We start from the raw sequence: 15,776 nt of genomic DNA, 5'->3' as shown, positions 1-15,776 counted from the left end.
GTTTTTGAATTATTATGTGAAATTAATCCAATCTATTATAACAGATTTATTTGTTTAATGTAAATGTTTTTCCTGATAACTGGCAAATAAAACCCTTTAATTCTAATATGGTTAATATTGTATTCAGTTCAGAGATACTTATTCCACTTTTATAAGCTATCAAATCAATAGGAATCGGTTGTTGTTTAATAATATTAAATACTTTTAGTTCTTCATCACTTAAATTTTCCTTTATTTGTTTTTGTGCCTCTATATTGTTTAATGGATATTTGTATCGAAGGTCCTCAAGAATATCCTCAATATCCAACAAAATTTTTGCTCCCTCTTTAATTAATCGGTTTGTTCCCTTGCTTTGATTGCAATTTATGTTTCCTGGAAGGGCATATACGTCTCTTCCTTGTTCAAGGGCATGCTCTACTGTAATAAGGGTTCCACTTTTTTCGCTGGCCTCAATCACTACTACACCATCAGATAGACCACTGATGATACGATTTCTAGCCGGAAAATGATGTTTGTAGGGTTCTATTCCAGGACCATATTCTGATACTATGCAGCCCTTTTCTTCTATCTGTTTATATAAATAATGATTGCTTTGAGGATAGCAGACATCTATACCACATCCTAAAACACCAATTGTATAACTTCCATGGTCTAAGGCTCCCTTATGCCCTTCTGCATCGATTCCCAAAGCCAATCCACTGACTACACCTACTCCCCATTCTCCCAACTCTGTTGCAATTTTTTTAGCAGCCCACCTTCCATAGGCTGTTGATTTCCTTGCACCCACCATTGCAATAAGGGGTTTATCAAAGTTCTTTTTACCTTTTATGTATATTACATAAGGTGGATTATATATGCTTTTTAGTTTTTCTGGATAGTCTGCTTCCAATATAGTAACGATATGATAGGTATTTGTGTTTGTTTTATTTATTAATTTATCTAAAAACTGTTTGTTTCTAGTTTTCAACATTTTTTCAGCAATTATACGATGATTGTTCATCACTTCATGTAAATGCTTGTCACTTGCATACCATACTTCTTCAAGTTCACCAAAATAATCTATGAAACTTAGTATCATTTCATAGGTAATGCCTCCTATATAGTTAAGCCAGATCAGGATATTTCTCTTATTAATCACGGTTTACCTCCCCATAAGGTTATTGACTCTTCTATATTGTAATGCTTCTGCCACATGATGGCTTTTTATGCTATCACTTTCATCTAAATCAGCAATGGTTCTACTAATTTTAATAATTCTATTATATGCTCTAGCACTTAGATTGAGCTTAGAAAAAGCATTACTTAATAAATTATGGGAATTACTATCTAGATGACAGTACTTTTTTAAGGCTGATGGGGTTAATTGACTATTAACCATAAACTGTGTTCCTTCGTATCTATCTAACTGCTTCTGACGGGCTTTTTCTACTCTTTTGCGAATTTCCTTTGAACCTTCTGCCTTTATATTGCTGGTCAAATCTCCGTAGGAAACAGCTGCTGTTTCTATAACTATATCCATACGATCTAATAATGGTCCCGATACTTTGCTGACATATCGGTTAACCTGCTGGATAGTACAATTACAAGTATGCCCTCTATTTTCACTGCCATAGTAGCCACAGGGACAAGGATTCATGGAACCTATCAGCATGAATTTAGCTGGGAAAGTAAAGGAAGCATTTACCCTAGATATGGTGATGTGTCCATCTTCTATAGGCTGTCTCAATACTTCTAATACATTTTTATTAAATTCCAGTAGCTCATCTAAAAACAAGACACCATAATGACTTAATGAAACTTCACCTGGCTTTGGTATCCTGCCCCCACCTGTTAATGCAACCATTGAGGCTGTATGATGTGGGGATCTAAAGGGTCTTTGGGTGATTAAACCTTTGTTGGCATCTAATAGTCCAGCAACACTATATATCTTAGTTATCTCCATAGCTTCTTCAAAAGTTAATTTAGGCATGATTGAAGGCAATCGCCGTGCCGCCATGGTCTTTCCTGAACCAGGAGGACCTATCATCAATAGGTTGTGACTTCCAGCAGCTGCAATTTCTAATCCTCTTTTTAAGTTTTCCTGCCCTCTTAAGTCTTTAAAATCTTCTTGAAATTCAGCATTGCCCCATGTTGCTAACACACTTCCAGTATGGGTTTCTATTTCCACCTCATTATTAATAAAAGAAATTAATTCCTTCAGTGATTGAATACCAATACATTCAAGATCCCTGACAGCTTTTGCTTCTTCTATGTTGGCTAAAGGCAGTATTACTTTTCTAAAACCCTGAGTATACATTTCTAAAAGCATTGGTAGTACTCCGTTTACACGATTAACTTCACCATCTAAGGATAACTCTCCTAACACTACTACTTGAGCTAATTTTGCTAATTGTATTTGCCCAGAGGCTGCTAATATACCTAGTGCTATAGGTAAATCAAAATGGGTTCCTTCTTTTTTTGTGTCGGCGGGTGAAAGATTTATAGTAATTCTTTTCAAAGGAAATTCTAGTCCACTGTTATTGATTGCAGATCTTACTCTTTCTTTGGATTCCTTTAAAGCAACATCTGGTAATCCCACTATATTGACCACAGGTAAACCATTGGTTATATCAACTTCTACTTCAATCTCTGTAGCCAATAGCCCATAATAACAAGAGGTCTTAACTTTTGCCAACATTGTATCCCACTTCCTATTCCGTAGATTATTATTAGTAGAATATTCTATATAAATGAAGTTTTTCCTTTATATTTCTCTAATAACTTTCCAAGAAACAGTTGGCATAGTTTTTCTTTAAAAAGCATTTTCAATATGGTTTATTTCATATTTATCATCTATCCATCGAACTTCTATTACATCGAACCGAAAGTCAACATTTCCTGGCTTTTTTTGCTGTATATATAGTTGGGCTATCTTTGTTAATGTTAGTTGTTTTCTATAATCAACAGCTTCTCTAGGAAGACCAAAGCTACTATTTCGTCTGGTTTTCACTTCTACAAAAGCTATTATATTATCCTTCTGAGCAATAATATCTAATTCCCCTAGCTTCGTTCTATAATTACTATGTAATATAACATAACCCTTCTCTAATAAATATTTTTTCCCTATACCTTCACCATAGGCTCCTAAATTTTTACCCACTACCATCTCCCCTTTATTTAACCTAATATTTTTTTCAAAAAACTTTTGCGGTGCATAGAGGTGGGTCCATACTTTATTAATGCTTCTGTGTGCTTTTTGGTTCCATACCCCTTGTGTTGATTAATTCCATATTCAGGATAATGGTAATGCCACTCTTCACACAATCTATCTCTAGTAACCTTGGCTATAATAGAAGCCGCTGCAATACCATGTACTAGATTGTCACCCTGGACAATAGGTGTTTGGGGAATAGTTATATCGATTTCTTCAGCATCAATCAGAATATAATCAGGAGTTATTTTGTTTCCTTCTTTATCTTCTAGATTAATGACTGCCTCCTTCATAGCAAGCCTAGTGGCATTTCTTATATTAATTTCATCAATAACCTGTGGCATAACAATTCCTATTCCTATGGCAACAGCCTCCTGTATAATCATTTCATACATTATTTCTCGCTTTTTAGGAGAAAGTTTTTTGGAATCCTTCACACCTTCTATCATTAAATCCTTAGGTAAAATCACCGCTGCTGCTAATACTGGACCAAACAAACATCCTCTTCCTACTTCATCACAAAATCCTATATATTCATACCCTTTTTCCCACAGCTGTTTTTCTATAGTTAATTCCATGCAAAAAATCCCCCTTTTCCTATCAAATCCTTATGCCAATATCAAAGGTTTTTCTAGGGATATTTTTCCGATTTTTCCGCCACGAAACTCATCTAACACCATATTAGCTGTTCTAGAATAATCTACTTCACCACCCCGAAGGATACAGCCACGGTTTTTAGCAATTTCATTCATAACCTCCAAAGGTAAGCTTGCTTCTTCCCCCACTTTATATCTATCCATTAATTTTTCTTTATCTGTTAACCATAATTTTTCTATTAGTTTTAGGGCTAATGTTTCTATATCCATAATTTCATCTTTAATAGCACCTGTAAAAGCTAAATTCAAAGCGACTTCTTGATCTTCAAATTTAGGCCACAATATTCCTGGAGTATCCAGTAGTTCCATGTTTCCTTTTAAACGAATCCACTGTTTTCCTTTGGTAACGCCAGGTCTATCGCCTGTTTTAGCACTTTTTCTCCCTGCCAATCTATTAAGAATAGAAGATTTGCCTACATTAGGAATGCCTACAATCATGATTCTTACTGGCCTCATCCTGCGGCCTTTTTCTTGTAGAGCATTCATTTTTTCTTTAACAGCATTTTCCCCTGCTACTGTAACCTCCCTTAAACCTCTACCACTAATGGTATCAAGAGATAGAGCATATCGTCCTTGTTTTTTATAGTAATCTATCCATTGTTTAGTAATGGTATCATTAGCAAGGTCAGATTTGTTTAATATAATGACTTTAGGCTTGTTGCCAATAGTTTCATCTATGATTGGATTTTTACTACTTAATGGAATTCTTGCATCTAGTAGTTCAAATACTACATCTACTAACTTTAATTGCTCTTTTAATAGCTCCTTTGTTTTTTTCATATGGCCAGGATACCAATTGATATTCATTGTATCTCTCCTTTTAAAATCAATGAAGATCTTAAGACTTTTACTTAGTTTATGTAAATTAACGGAGTTATATAATTCTATGATTATTTACTACATTAAATAAAGGGACTGTCTACAGTCCCTTTATTACTAGTATTTTTTCTTTTCTTTAATCTTGAAGGCAGCTTTACCAATTCTATCTCTTAAATAGAATAATTTAGCTCGTCTTACCTTACCATGTTTTGTAACTTCGATTTTCTCAATCTTTGGAGAATGTACTGGGAAGGTTCTTTCAACACCAACACCGTAGGAAATTCTTCTTACTGTAAAGGTTTCTCCTACACCCCCACCTTGCTTCTTAATAACGATTCCTTCGAAAACCTGAATTCTCTCTCTGTTACCTTCTTTAATTCTAACATGTACTCTTACTGTATCACCAGTATTAAACTCTACTACATCACTCTTTAATTGTTCTTTTTCTATAGCTCTTATTAAATCCATGGTTGTACCTCCTTCCTTCCTAGACGTTCATATGTTCTACATAGAGGACCGTCCGTACTGACCTTGAAATTATATCATAATTGTGTTAATAATACAATAGTTAATTAGCTATGTTTTTTAAAATCATCTATTATTCTTTTATCTTCTTCAGTAAGATTTGCCTTTTCCAATAGATCAGGGCGTCTTTTGAAGGTGATTTCTAAGGATTTACTTTTTCTCCATCCCTCAATTGCTTTATGGTTTCCCGATAGTAGCACAGAGGGGACATCTAAGCCCCGAAAGCTTTGGGGTCTAGTAAAGTGGGGATACTCCAACAAGCCAGAATAAAAGGATTCTTCCTGAAAACTTTCGTTTTGACCCAAAACCCCTGGTATTAGTCGTGATATAGCGTCTATAATAACAGCCACAGGCAACTCTCCGCCAGTTAATACATAGTCACCAATAGAAATTTCATCAGTTACTAAGCTATCAATAATCCGCTGATCTATGCCTTCATAATGCCCACAAATAAAAATCAATTCCTCTTCCTTAGCCAGCTCTAATGCCAGTTCTTGACAAAAGACCTTCCCTTTTGGGGAGCAATATATAGTTCTCGGCTTCTTAGTAACTTTAAGCTTTTTAACAGCCTCATCGTAGGAATCAAATATAGGTTGTGGAGTCATTACCATTCCAGCCCCACCACCATAGGGATAATCGTCTACTTTTTTATGCTTATTTTCAGCAAAGTCTCTTATATTAATATATTCTATATCTAATAATCCTTTATCTTGGGCATTTCTAATAATGCTTAAATTTAAAGGTCCTTTAATCATTTCTGGAAATAAGGTTAAAATTTTTATAATCATTCTATCATTCCTTCAATAGGCTTAACAATGATTTTACCAGCTTCCAAAGATATTTCCGGCACAAACTCCTTAACAGCAGGAATCAATACTTCTTTTCCTTCTTTGTTTTTAATTACATATACTTCATTAGAGCCTGCCTGCAAAATATCTACTACAGTTCCTAGATATTGATCTGCAATGGTATAAACAGCTAACCCTATAATGTCGGTTATATAGTAAGTATCCTCTGGTAATTCTCTTTTTTGACTTTCATCAATTAAGAGATATTTACCTTTGAATTTTTCAACCTTATTAATATCGTCATAGCCTTCAAAAGATAGCAAAATATCTTTTGGCCTATATTTCACTTTTTTTATATGAAATTTTTCTTTATAGTCCTCAATGTATATCCATTTTAGCTCTTCAAATCGTTCTGGGTAATCCGTCAATGAAAATACTTTTACCTCACCTTTTATGCCATGGGTATTTAATATTTTACCGATTCTCAAATATTTCATAGGCTCTACATCCTTTTAATAAAAACTAAAAAATATGGTTGTAATGCTATTGTTTATTTATACTTAGTATTAACTTAAAGGAAAGTTATTAAAACTATAAACAGATGACAAAAATCTTACATTTACTGTCAGTCCCTTATGCAGGGTGAAAATTTCAATAAGGATTAGGTTCACCTAATCCTTATTAATTAAATAATTTCTACGATAACTCTCTTGTTTTCTTTGGTAGCAGCAGCCTTGACTACAGTTCTAATAGCTTTTGCGATTCTTCCCTGCTTACCAATAACTTTTCCCATATCTTCTGGGGCTACTTTTAATTCAACAATGATTGATTGATTTCCTTCTACTTCTGTGACAACTACTTCCTCAGGATGATCTACTAGTGCTTTAGCGATGATTTCCACTAATTGACCCATTTGTATACCCCCTAGTTTAAAAGATTATTCAATAATCCCATTCTTTTTGAATAAGTCTTTTACAGTGTCAGTTGGTTGTGCACCATCATTTAACCATTTTGTTGCTTTTTCATTATCTATTTTTATTTCCTTTGGTTGGGAAACTGGATTATAGTATCCTATTTCTTCAATAAATCTACCATCCCTAGGAGATCTAGCATCAGCAACTACAATTCTGTAAAAAGGCTTTTTCTTTTGACCCATTCTTTTTAATCTAATTTTTACTGCCATTTTTTCACCTCCTTTAAATAATTAAACTTCTATCTTCCAAAGAAAGGTAACTTAAATTTTCCTCCCTTTTTCATGGATTTCTCCATATCAGCAAACTGCTTCATCATTTTTCTTGTTTGTTCAAATTGCTTTAATAGTCTATTTACCTGTTGAACAGAGGTGCCACTACCCTTGGCGACTCTTTTTCTTCTGCTGCCATTAATAATAGAAGGATTCAATCGCTCTTCCTTTGTCATGGATTGAATAATAGCTTGTATGTGCACTAACTCTTTTTCATCCACTTCAAGATTTTTTAACTGTTTTCCACCAGCACCAGGCACCATATCTAACAATTGACTAATAGGGCCCATATTTTTTACCTGTTGTAGCTGTTCCAAGAAATCTTCAAAGGTAAATTGCTGAGTTTTCATCTTATTGTGGAGTTCCTTAGCCTTTTCAGCATCAAAGGAAGCTTGGGCTTTCTCTATAAGACTTAGAACGTCTCCCATCCCTAAGATTCTAGAAGCCATTCTATCAGGATGAAAGGGTTCTAAATCTTCTAATTTCTCCCCTAAGCCTACATACTTTATGGGTTTATTGGTAACTGCCCTAACAGATAAAGCTGCCCCTCCCCTAGTATCACCATCTAACTTTGTTAAAATAACACCATCTATTCCTAGCTTGCCGTTAAATTCTTCTGCAACATTAACAGCATCCTGTCCTGTCATAGAATCTATTACCAGCAATATTTCATGAGGCTTAGTCGTGGACTTTACATCCTGTAATTCTTCCATCAATTCCTCATTAATATGAAGTCTCCCAGCAGTATCAATAATGATTACATCATTACCATGGTTTATACCATGTTCAACCCCTGCCTTTACAATGTCCACTGGGCTTAGCTTGTCTCCCATTGTAAACACAGGAACATCCACTTGACTTCCTACCACTTGAAGTTGTTTTATAGCAGCTGGTCTATAAATATCCCCAGCTATTAGCAAAGGTCTCTTGCCCTGCTTTTTAAGTAATCCAGATAACTTTCCACAAGTGGTTGTTTTACCAGCCCCCTGTAAACCTACCAGCATAATGATGGTAGGGGGAGTAGACGCAAAGGTTAATTTGCTTTGGGTTTGTCCCATAAGATCAGTTAATTCTTCATTAACAATCTTGATGACCTGTTGTCCGGGAGTTAGACTTTCTAAAACATCAACCCCTATAGCTCTTTCTTTCACCTTTTTTACAAAATCCTTTACAACCTTAAAGTTAACATCCGCCTCTAAAAGAGCCAATTTAACTTCTCGCATTGCTTCTGCTACATCTTGTTCTGTAAGTTTTCCTTTGCCTTTTAGCTTTTTAAGCGTGTTTTGAAGCTTTTCAGCTAATCCTTCAAAAACCATTCTTTTCACCTACCTAGAGGACTTAATTATTTAATAACTGATCAAACAATAGTTTTATACCATCTATTTCCTTCTTTAGTAATTCTTTTGATATATTGGATTCTATTTTTGTTTCTAAGGTTAGTACTTTTTGTTGTATATTTTCTATATTAATCATTTTGGAACGAAACAATTGAAGGAGCTTCAATTTTTCCTCATAATCATAAAGTATTTTTTCTGTTCTCTTAATGGTATCATATACTGCCTGCCTAGATATATTAAACTCCTGTGCAATTTCTCCTAGAGATAAATCCTGATTATAGTATAGGTCAATGATATCCCTCTGTTTTTCTGTGAGTAATTGACTATAGAAATCATACAGCATAGATATTTCTATTTTTTTCTCTATCATGACAGCACTTCCTATACATTTAATGTAAAGTACTTTTGCTTTACAGTAGCATTTTATATGAAAAGTACTTTGTTGTCAAGTATTTTTTATTGACAGCTTTCTATTCCTCTCCAAACAGTGCTGAAACAAAATTCTTCACATGAAACTCTTGTAAATCCTCCATTTTTTCTCCTACACCAATAAGTTTTACAGGAATATTTAATTCACGACTTATGGCAATTACAATACCACCTTTAGCAGTTCCATCTAATTTTGTTAAAACTAAGCCTGAAATATTAGCTACCTCTTTAAAGGTCTTGGCTTGCTGTATGGCGTTTTGTCCCGTGGTTGCATCTAGTACTAGCAATATCTCCTTAGTTGCCTGAGGATATTCCCTTTCTACTACCTTGAACACCTTACCTAGTTCATTCATTAGATTTTTTTTGTTATGGAGGCGACCAGCAGTATCACATATTAATACATCAATATTTCTAGCTCTAGCCGCTTGAATAGCATCATAAATAACAGCTGCGGGGTCTGAGCCCTCTTGATGTTTAATAACATCAACTCCTACTCTATCCCCCCATATCTTTAATTGATCTATAGCGGCCGCTCTAAAAGTGTCTCCAGCTGCTAAAAGCACTCTTTTCCCTTGTTTCTTTAATCTATGAGCAATCTTCCCGATAGATGTAGTTTTTCCTACACCATTTACTCCTACTACCAGTATAATAGAAGGTGTAGGCTCTACGTTTAAATCCGTTGATGAGAGCTGATTCAATATATCAGTTAATTTTTGTTTTAATAGGTTTTTAATTTCTTGTGGATCTTTTATCTTTTCTTGTTTTATGGTATTTCTTAGTTCATCTATAACCTCCATAGTTGTGTTAACACCAATATCAGCAGTAATTAAAATTTCCTCTAACTCCTCGAAAAGATCTTCATCTATACTTTGATAAGATTGAACCAAAACATCAATCTTATCGGTAATACCTTTTTTTGTTTTGGACAATCCCTCCTTTAATCGTTGAAATAAGCTGATTTTTTCTACTGGTTCTTCTACTGGTTCTTCTAGTATTTCTTCTATCTCTTCTATCTCTTCTATCTCTTCTATCTCTTCTATCTCTTCTATCTCTTCTATCTCTTCTATCTCTTCTATCTCTTCTATCGCTTCTATCTCTTCTATTTCTTCTATTTCTTCTATCTCTCTTCTATCTTCACTCTCTAGCTGATGGGTTTCTACTTCCAAAATTTCATTGGGGTCAACAATACTATTTTCTTCTTGTTCTTCCTTAAAATCTTTCTTTAATCCTTCTTTATCTTCATAGCCATCATTACTTAACTCAGTATTTTTCTTTGCTATCTTATCCCATAGTTTTTTTAACATAGATGTTTCCTCCTAACTGGCGATTTCATTGTTCATTTCATCGGTAAATTTAACTGAAACAATTTTTGATATACCTTCTTCCTCCATAGTAACTCCATATAGGGCATCAGCACTTTCCATTGTTCCCCTTCTATGGGTAACAACAACAAACTGGGTGTCAGGGGAAAGTTCCTGCAAAAATCCTGCAAATCTATTAACATTTGCATCATCCAACGCTGCTTCAATTTCGTCTAAAATACAGAATGGGCTAGGCTTAACTAATAATATGCCAAATAATAAAGATATCGCAGTTAATGCCCGTTCCCCTCCTGATAGCAAAGATAAACTTTGAAGTTTTTTCCCTGGTGGCTGAGCAATAATTTCAATACCACAATTTAACAAATCTTTTTCATCCTCTAAAACAAGCTGAGCCTTTCCACCACCAAAAAGCTTAATAAACACATCATTAAAATTCTTTCTAATTTTAATGAACTCTTCTAGAAACTGCTTTTTCATGGTTTCTTCCATATCCTTGATAACCTTAGCTAAAGTTTGTCGAGCTTTTTCTAAATCATCTTTTTGATTTGTTAAGAATTCATAACGTTCCTTAACATTTTCATACTCCTGGATGGACTCCATATTAATATGACCCAATCCTTTAATCTCATCCTTTAAAGTCTTGATTTCCCTCCCTATATTTATGTTGTCTGTTATATCTTCTCTTATATTCTTTGCTTGAATATAAGTTAATTCATATTCCTCCCATAGCTTGTTATAAAAGCTTTGCTGTTGCATTTCTAACCTAGTACATTTCATGTCCAATTTATAGGTACTTTCATTTAAGTCCTTTATTATTTCTTCAATCTGTTGGAGACTTTCCTTTTTCTGTTTATCTACTTGTAATAGATCCTGCCTCTTCTTCTTTAACTCCTCTAACTTTTTTTCTAACTCTCTGAGTATTCCCATTAAATTTTGTAACTGTATTTTATTTTCTTCAATCACTTGATGAAGTATTTTATGGTCTTTATTAATCTCAGCTATCCGTTTGTTTTTTTCCTCTAGCTGGGTCTCATTGAACTTTAAGATTGTTTGAAGGTTTTCAATTTCCTGCAATAAAGATTTTTTTTGTTCTCTTATAGTAGCAGTCTTAATTTTACCTTTAGTTATTCCTTCATTCAGTTTTTCTAATTGCTGTTTTTCTTTAACAATGTTTTCTTCATAACCTTCTACCATCTGTTTTGTTTGGGAAATAGTCTCCTCCATATCTTGTATTGCCCTCTCAATGAGCTTATATTTTTCTAATGTGGTTTTTTTAGCTTCCTCTAGCTCCTGTAGTTCTCGCTTCATCCTATGAATAAAATCAGTTGTTTCATATTTTTCCTCTTTAGCCTGTTGAAGTTTGCTTTTTAAAGTAGCCTCAATAATTTTATTTTCCTGCTGCTGTTTATGTAAAATTTCTAATTTGTGTTGCTTATTATTTAGTTGTTCAAGCAGTATGTTGCGTTTTTCCTTTAATCTCTTGCCTTGTTCTTCTAAAATAACTATCGATTGGTTTAGTTCTTCCAATTCCCTTTTTCTGCCTAAAATACTGTTACCCTTAAATGTAGAACTACCGCCTGTTAAAGAACCCCCAATATTTATGATATCTCCATCTACAGTAACAATTTTAAGCTTATAGTGCAGCTTTTTAGCAGCTTTTACACCTATATCTATATTAGGAACAACTACCACCCTTCCTAATAGATTAGAAAATACCTTTAAAAACTGATTATGAAACTCAACAAGGTCTATAGCAATCTTGGCATTGTCAATTTCCTTAACAATCTCCAATTCCTCTTGATTCATAGATTTTTTCTGCATTGAAGTCAATGGTAAAAGAGTTATTCTGCCTAGGTTGTGTTTTTTTAAATAGGCTATCAGTTTTTTAGCATCTTCCTCATTTCTTGTAACAATATTTTGTATAGCTGCTCCTAGTGCAGTTTCTATGGCTGTTTCATATCCCTTTGGCACCTTCATTAAGTTGGCTACAACACCATAGATTCCTTCTCCTAAGTATTTATCCTTTTTACAAGCTATTAAGGTGTTCTTTACACTTCTGTTGTAACCATCATGTTCCCTTTCCATTTCCTCGATAATATTTCTCTTGGACTGGTTATGATTCGTTTGATTTTTTATGATTTCTAGTTGGTTTTCTATATCCTGTTGTTGATTTTCTATTCTATCTTTTTCTATAGTAATTATAGTTATTTCTTTTTCTGTTTTTTCAAGGTTTTTTAATACTGTTTCAAGAGATTGCTGTAAATCACAAATCTTTTTTTGTGTTTCTTCTTCTTTTTTTTCATAATTTATTCTATCCTTATGAATTTGACCTATACGATGATCCATTGTGTTTACAAGAGTTTTCAAACTATTACCATCACTTTTTTTGTCAGATATATCATTTAACGTATTAATGATGCTAGATTTTGATTCCTCTATATCCTGTAATTTTATAGTGCTAGACTCATTTATCTTTTCATATTCCATTGTTTCTTTCTTTAAATTTTCTTCTAATTCCTTTAATGATGTATCTACATTTTTTAACTGTGTCAGTTTTTCCTCTAACTGTTTTGTAACCTTTATATTATCCCTATAAATATCTTCAACTTCTTTTTCAAGTCTTTCAATATTTTCTATGAAATGTGCTAGTTTTTCTTGGTTTAAATTAACTTCTCCTTCTTTTTTACCAATATCACCTTGTGTAGCATAAAAGTCTTTTTGACAATGTTCAATCTCATTCTCCCATAAATCCAGTTGTTTTTGGATTTCTTCCAACTTAGTAAAATAGCTTTCCTTCTCGTTATTTTGGAGTGCTAATGATTTTTTAAGCATATCCATCTGTTGATGGATATGTTTTAGCTCTAAATCTATCTTGTCAATTTCTTTAATAAAAAGATTTACCTCCAGCTTTAGGAGATTTTCCTTTAAAGAAGTATACCTTTTAGCTTTTTTACTTTGTTTTTCTAAAGGTCCCAATTGACTTTGTAGTTCATGAATGATGTCTGTCACCCTTAACAAGTTATCCTTTGTTGCATTTATTTTTTTTGTAGCCTCCTGTTTCCTATGTTTATACTTAACAATTCCTACAGCTTCTTCAAACAATTGCCTTCTATCTTCAGATTTACTACTTAATATCTCATCAATTTTTCCTTGGCCAATAATAGAATAGCCATCTTTTCCAATTCCTGTGTCCATTAATAGCTCTCTTATATCCTTCAGACGACAGTTTGATTTATTTAAATAGTATTCACTTTCTCCAGATCGATACATCCTTCTTGTAATGGTGACTTCTTCATAATCTATTGGTAGCATTTGAGAGCTGTTATCCAAAGTGAGAGAAACCTCCGCCATACCTAAAGCCTTTCTATTGCTTGTTCCTGAAAAAATAACATCCTCCATCTTACTACCCCTTAGGGACTTAACACTCTGTTCCCCAAGGACCCATCTTATGGCATCTGAAATATTACTTTTCCCACTTCCATTTGGCCCTACTACTGCAGTAACACCTTTTTCAAAGCTCATCTCTATTTTATTGGCAAAGGATTTGAAACCATGAAGCTCTACCTTTTTTAAATACAAAATATTCCCTCCAAACATGCCATAAAATTTCCATAAAGATATTTTATCATAAAATAAGGTCATTACTCTACAAAAGATTTTAAGGTCTTCTATTGAACAGTTATTTCTACTTTAACATCTTTTGTTTCCATATTATCACAAGATTTAATTATCATCTTATACAAGCTATATTTATTAATAAAATATAGCTTGTTACATTGCTTAAAGCCCGCTATTTTTGATATAACCTTAGGATGACAATAAACTGTTAATATAGCCTCTTTTAGTAACTGCTTATTTTTAAGTTTTGTCTCTATTCTATCTTTATAAATCTCAGATTCAACTATTTCTCTAAAGGCGGGGTGATAGGGTCCTGCAATAATAGCCTTGCCTTGCTGAATATCCTCAGTACTTTGTAATCCTAAGCGGATAACTGGTATATCCTTTTCCTCAAACTTCAGTAAGAGATCCTTGCAAATCTCAACTGTATCCCCTAGGGTAAAAGGTCTATATTTTCCTTTGTAGTACAATTTTTCTAAGTAGGTATCTTGGATAACAACTGTTGGATAGACCCTTACGAAGTCGGGCTTCAATAAAATAATATCCTCAGCAGTTTTATCTATTGTTTGTCTATTGTCTCCCAGCAGACCCACCATCATTTGTAGTCCTAATTTAAATTGGAAATCCTTAATTAATACAGCAGCCTTTACAATTTCATCCCTTGTATGTCCCCTATTATTTAAAAGAAGTATATTGTCATCGGTAGATTGCAAACCTAATTCAATGGTAGAAACACCATATTCTTTTAAGTTCTCTAGTATTTCTGTGTCAATATAATCTGGTCTTGTTGACAGCCTAATACTGTGAATAATCCCTTTTTTCTTCATATCAAAAGCTGGCTTTAGAAGTTCAATCTGTTTTTCCTTAGACAGTCCTGTAAAGCTTCCTCCATAAAAGGCAACCTCTATAGTTTTAGCTTGCTCAGAAAATAAATTTAAATAATGATGAATAATTCTATCTACATCCCTACAGGTAACATCTATTATTTCTCCGGCTATTTTCTTTTGATTGCAAAAGCTACAATCATGGGGACAGCCTTTATGGGGTATAAAAATGGGAATAATATAAAGTTTTTTTGACATATTTCATCTAACCTCGCTTAATTGCTTCTTGGGCAGCTCTTTGTTCTGCCTCCTTTTTACTTTTTCCACTACCTCTTCCAATGACTTTATTCCCTATCAATACTTCTACATCAAAACTTTTGTTATGATCAGGTCCATGTTCTCTAACAACATGATAAGTAATTTTTTCTGAGGTTTTACTCTGCAGCAGTTCCTGCAAAAGGGTTTTATAATCTCTAAACAAACTGCCTTTAGTTGCTAAATCAATACTCTCCAAAAACTTACCCAGGATAAATCTCTTTGTAACTTCAATACCACCATCAATATATATAGCCCCAATCAAAGCCTCAAAAGCATCTGCCAATATAGATTCTCTTTGTCGCCCACCGGTAAAATCTTCTCCTTTTCCCAGCAGTAAATATTTTCCTAAATTTATTCCTCTTGCTTGAACAGCTAGGGAAGGTTCGCAAACTACATTGGCTCTAACCTTTGTTAGTTCTCCTTCCGGTAAATGCTTATAGGTCATAAATATATACTCACTTACCACCAAACCCAAAATAGAATCTCCTAAAAATTCCAATCGTTCATTATATTTGGCCTTTTTAGTTTTAGATTCATTTGCATAAGAGCTATGGGTTAAGGCTTCCTTTAATAGCTCTAAATCCTTAAATTTATAATTCAATGTCTCCTGTAATTCCTTTATATGATCCTCTATATATTGCATCGCTTTCCCTCCAAAATACCATGATAAAAAATATTTTAACATAGTTGTAATTTAAAGTAGAATG

Annotated in this window: 16 protein-coding genes; all 16 read right to left on the bottom strand. The window is 33.6% G+C overall.

Going from position 1 to position 15,776, the window contains the following annotated elements; all coding sequences use genetic code 11:
• Nucleotides 1–46: 46 nt before the first annotated feature.
• The 16 genes from dprA to rnc all read right to left on the bottom strand — a co-directional run bounded on the left by dprA (nt 47) and on the right by rnc (nt 15,712).
• A complete protein-coding gene (dprA, locus tag BLS22_RS06380; RefSeq protein WP_244269483.1) occupies nt 47–1,138 on the bottom strand; it encodes a DNA-processing protein DprA in 1,092 nt (363 codons plus the stop codon).
• 3 nt (nt 1,139–1,141) lie between these two features.
• Nucleotides 1,142–2,677, bottom strand: a complete 1,536-nt coding sequence (locus tag BLS22_RS06375) for a YifB family Mg chelatase-like AAA ATPase (protein WP_090552287.1) — start codon at nt 2,675–2,677, stop codon at nt 1,142–1,144.
• A gap of 114 nt (nt 2,678–2,791) precedes the next feature.
• The gene (locus BLS22_RS06370; RefSeq protein WP_330386480.1) at nt 2,792–3,139 is read right to left on the bottom strand and encodes a YraN family protein; all 348 of its coding nucleotides are present in this window, start codon (nt 3,137–3,139) and stop codon (nt 2,792–2,794) included.
• Nucleotides 3,140–3,156: 17 nt separating this feature from the next.
• Nucleotides 3,157–3,768, bottom strand: a complete 612-nt coding sequence (locus BLS22_RS06365; protein ID WP_090552280.1) for a ribonuclease HII — start codon at nt 3,766–3,768, stop codon at nt 3,157–3,159.
• Nucleotides 3,769–3,798: 30 nt separating this feature from the next.
• Complete coding sequence (ylqF, locus tag BLS22_RS06360) at nt 3,799–4,653, bottom strand: ribosome biogenesis GTPase YlqF (protein WP_090552275.1); 855 nt, start codon at nt 4,651–4,653, stop codon at nt 3,799–3,801.
• Nucleotides 4,654–4,782: 129 nt separating this feature from the next.
• A complete protein-coding gene (gene rplS / locus BLS22_RS06355) occupies nt 4,783–5,133 on the bottom strand; it encodes a 50S ribosomal protein L19 (RefSeq protein WP_090552271.1) in 351 nt (116 codons plus the stop codon).
• A gap of 104 nt (nt 5,134–5,237) precedes the next feature.
• Nucleotides 5,238–5,978 (bottom strand): tRNA (guanosine(37)-N1)-methyltransferase TrmD, encoded by a 741-nt coding sequence (gene trmD, locus BLS22_RS06350; RefSeq protein WP_090552269.1) that lies wholly within the window; start codon nt 5,976–5,978, stop codon nt 5,238–5,240.
• Complete coding sequence (gene rimM / locus BLS22_RS06345; protein WP_090552265.1) at nt 5,975–6,475, bottom strand: ribosome maturation factor RimM; 501 nt, start codon at nt 6,473–6,475, stop codon at nt 5,975–5,977. The genes trmD and rimM overlap by 4 nt, the downstream gene beginning before the upstream one ends.
• 188 nt (nt 6,476–6,663) lie before the next feature.
• On the bottom strand, nt 6,664–6,891 hold the full coding sequence (locus BLS22_RS06340; protein ID WP_090552261.1) for a KH domain-containing protein: 228 nt from the start codon (nt 6,889–6,891) through the stop codon (nt 6,664–6,666).
• A gap of 24 nt (nt 6,892–6,915) precedes the next feature.
• On the bottom strand, nt 6,916–7,161 hold the full coding sequence (gene rpsP / locus BLS22_RS06335; RefSeq protein ID WP_090552257.1) for a 30S ribosomal protein S16: 246 nt from the start codon (nt 7,159–7,161) through the stop codon (nt 6,916–6,918).
• 29 nt (nt 7,162–7,190) lie between these two features.
• The gene (gene ffh, locus BLS22_RS06330; RefSeq protein ID WP_090552253.1) at nt 7,191–8,537 is read right to left on the bottom strand and encodes a signal recognition particle protein; all 1,347 of its coding nucleotides are present in this window, start codon (nt 8,535–8,537) and stop codon (nt 7,191–7,193) included.
• Between the two features lie 22 nt (nt 8,538–8,559).
• On the bottom strand, nt 8,560–8,928 hold the full coding sequence (ylxM, locus tag BLS22_RS06325; RefSeq protein ID WP_090552250.1) for a YlxM family DNA-binding protein: 369 nt from the start codon (nt 8,926–8,928) through the stop codon (nt 8,560–8,562).
• 100 nt (nt 8,929–9,028) lie between these two features.
• Nucleotides 9,029–10,291 carry a signal recognition particle-docking protein FtsY gene (gene ftsY, locus BLS22_RS06320; RefSeq protein WP_090552243.1) on the bottom strand — a complete coding sequence of 421 codons (1,263 nt, stop codon included), beginning with the start codon at nt 10,289–10,291 and terminating at the stop codon, nt 9,029–9,031.
• Nucleotides 10,292–10,303: 12 nt separating this feature from the next.
• Nucleotides 10,304–13,888 carry a chromosome segregation protein SMC gene (smc, locus tag BLS22_RS06315; protein WP_090552240.1) on the bottom strand — a complete coding sequence of 1,195 codons (3,585 nt, stop codon included), beginning with the start codon at nt 13,886–13,888 and terminating at the stop codon, nt 10,304–10,306.
• Nucleotides 13,889–13,977: 89 nt separating this feature from the next.
• Nucleotides 13,978–15,009: an elongator complex protein 3 gene (locus BLS22_RS06310; protein WP_090552236.1), complete on the bottom strand. Its 1,032-nt coding sequence runs from the start codon at nt 15,007–15,009 to the stop codon at nt 13,978–13,980.
• A 7-nt stretch (nt 15,010–15,016) separates the two neighbouring features.
• The gene (rnc, locus tag BLS22_RS06305; protein ID WP_208974677.1) at nt 15,017–15,712 is read right to left on the bottom strand and encodes a ribonuclease III; all 696 of its coding nucleotides are present in this window, start codon (nt 15,710–15,712) and stop codon (nt 15,017–15,019) included.
• Between the last annotated feature and the right edge of the window lie 64 nt (nt 15,713–15,776).

Source organism: Natronincola ferrireducens, assembly GCF_900100845.1.
In the GTDB taxonomy this organism is placed as follows: domain Bacteria; phylum Bacillota; class Clostridia; order Peptostreptococcales; family Natronincolaceae; genus Natronincola_B; species Natronincola_B ferrireducens.
The sequence above is the reverse complement of the archived record's forward strand: the minus strand, read 5'-3'. Positions and strand labels throughout refer to the sequence as shown.

Excerpts from the sequence above, each read along its gene's own strand:
- BLS22_RS06375 (WP_090552287.1), bottom strand. The coding sequence starts at position 2,677 with ATGTTGGCAAAAGTTAAGACCTCTTGTTATTATGGGCTATTGGCTACA.
- BLS22_RS06365 (WP_090552280.1), bottom strand. The coding sequence starts at position 3,768 with ATGGAATTAACTATAGAAAAACAGCTGTGGGAAAAAGGGTATGAATAT.
- ylqF (WP_090552275.1), bottom strand. The coding sequence starts at position 4,653 with ATGAATATCAATTGGTATCCTGGCCATATGAAAAAAACAAAGGAGCTA.
- rplS (WP_090552271.1), bottom strand. The coding sequence starts at position 5,133 with ATGGATTTAATAAGAGCTATAGAAAAAGAACAATTAAAGAGTGATGTA.
- trmD (WP_090552269.1), bottom strand. The coding sequence starts at position 5,978 with ATGATTATAAAAATTTTAACCTTATTTCCAGAAATGATTAAAGGACCT.
- rimM (WP_090552265.1), bottom strand. The coding sequence starts at position 6,475 with ATGAAATATTTGAGAATCGGTAAAATATTAAATACCCATGGCATAAAA.
- BLS22_RS06340 (WP_090552261.1), bottom strand. The coding sequence starts at position 6,891 with ATGGGTCAATTAGTGGAAATCATCGCTAAAGCACTAGTAGATCATCCT.
- rpsP (WP_090552257.1), bottom strand. The coding sequence starts at position 7,161 with ATGGCAGTAAAAATTAGATTAAAAAGAATGGGTCAAAAGAAAAAGCCT.
- ffh (WP_090552253.1), bottom strand. The coding sequence starts at position 8,537 with ATGGTTTTTGAAGGATTAGCTGAAAAGCTTCAAAACACGCTTAAAAAG.
- ylxM (WP_090552250.1), bottom strand. The coding sequence starts at position 8,928 with ATGATAGAGAAAAAAATAGAAATATCTATGCTGTATGATTTCTATAGT.
- ftsY (WP_090552243.1), bottom strand. The coding sequence starts at position 10,291 with ATGTTAAAAAAACTATGGGATAAGATAGCAAAGAAAAATACTGAGTTA.
- BLS22_RS06310 (WP_090552236.1), bottom strand. The coding sequence starts at position 15,009 with ATGTCAAAAAAACTTTATATTATTCCCATTTTTATACCCCATAAAGGC.
- rnc (WP_208974677.1), bottom strand. The coding sequence starts at position 15,712 with ATGCAATATATAGAGGATCATATAAAGGAATTACAGGAGACATTGAAT.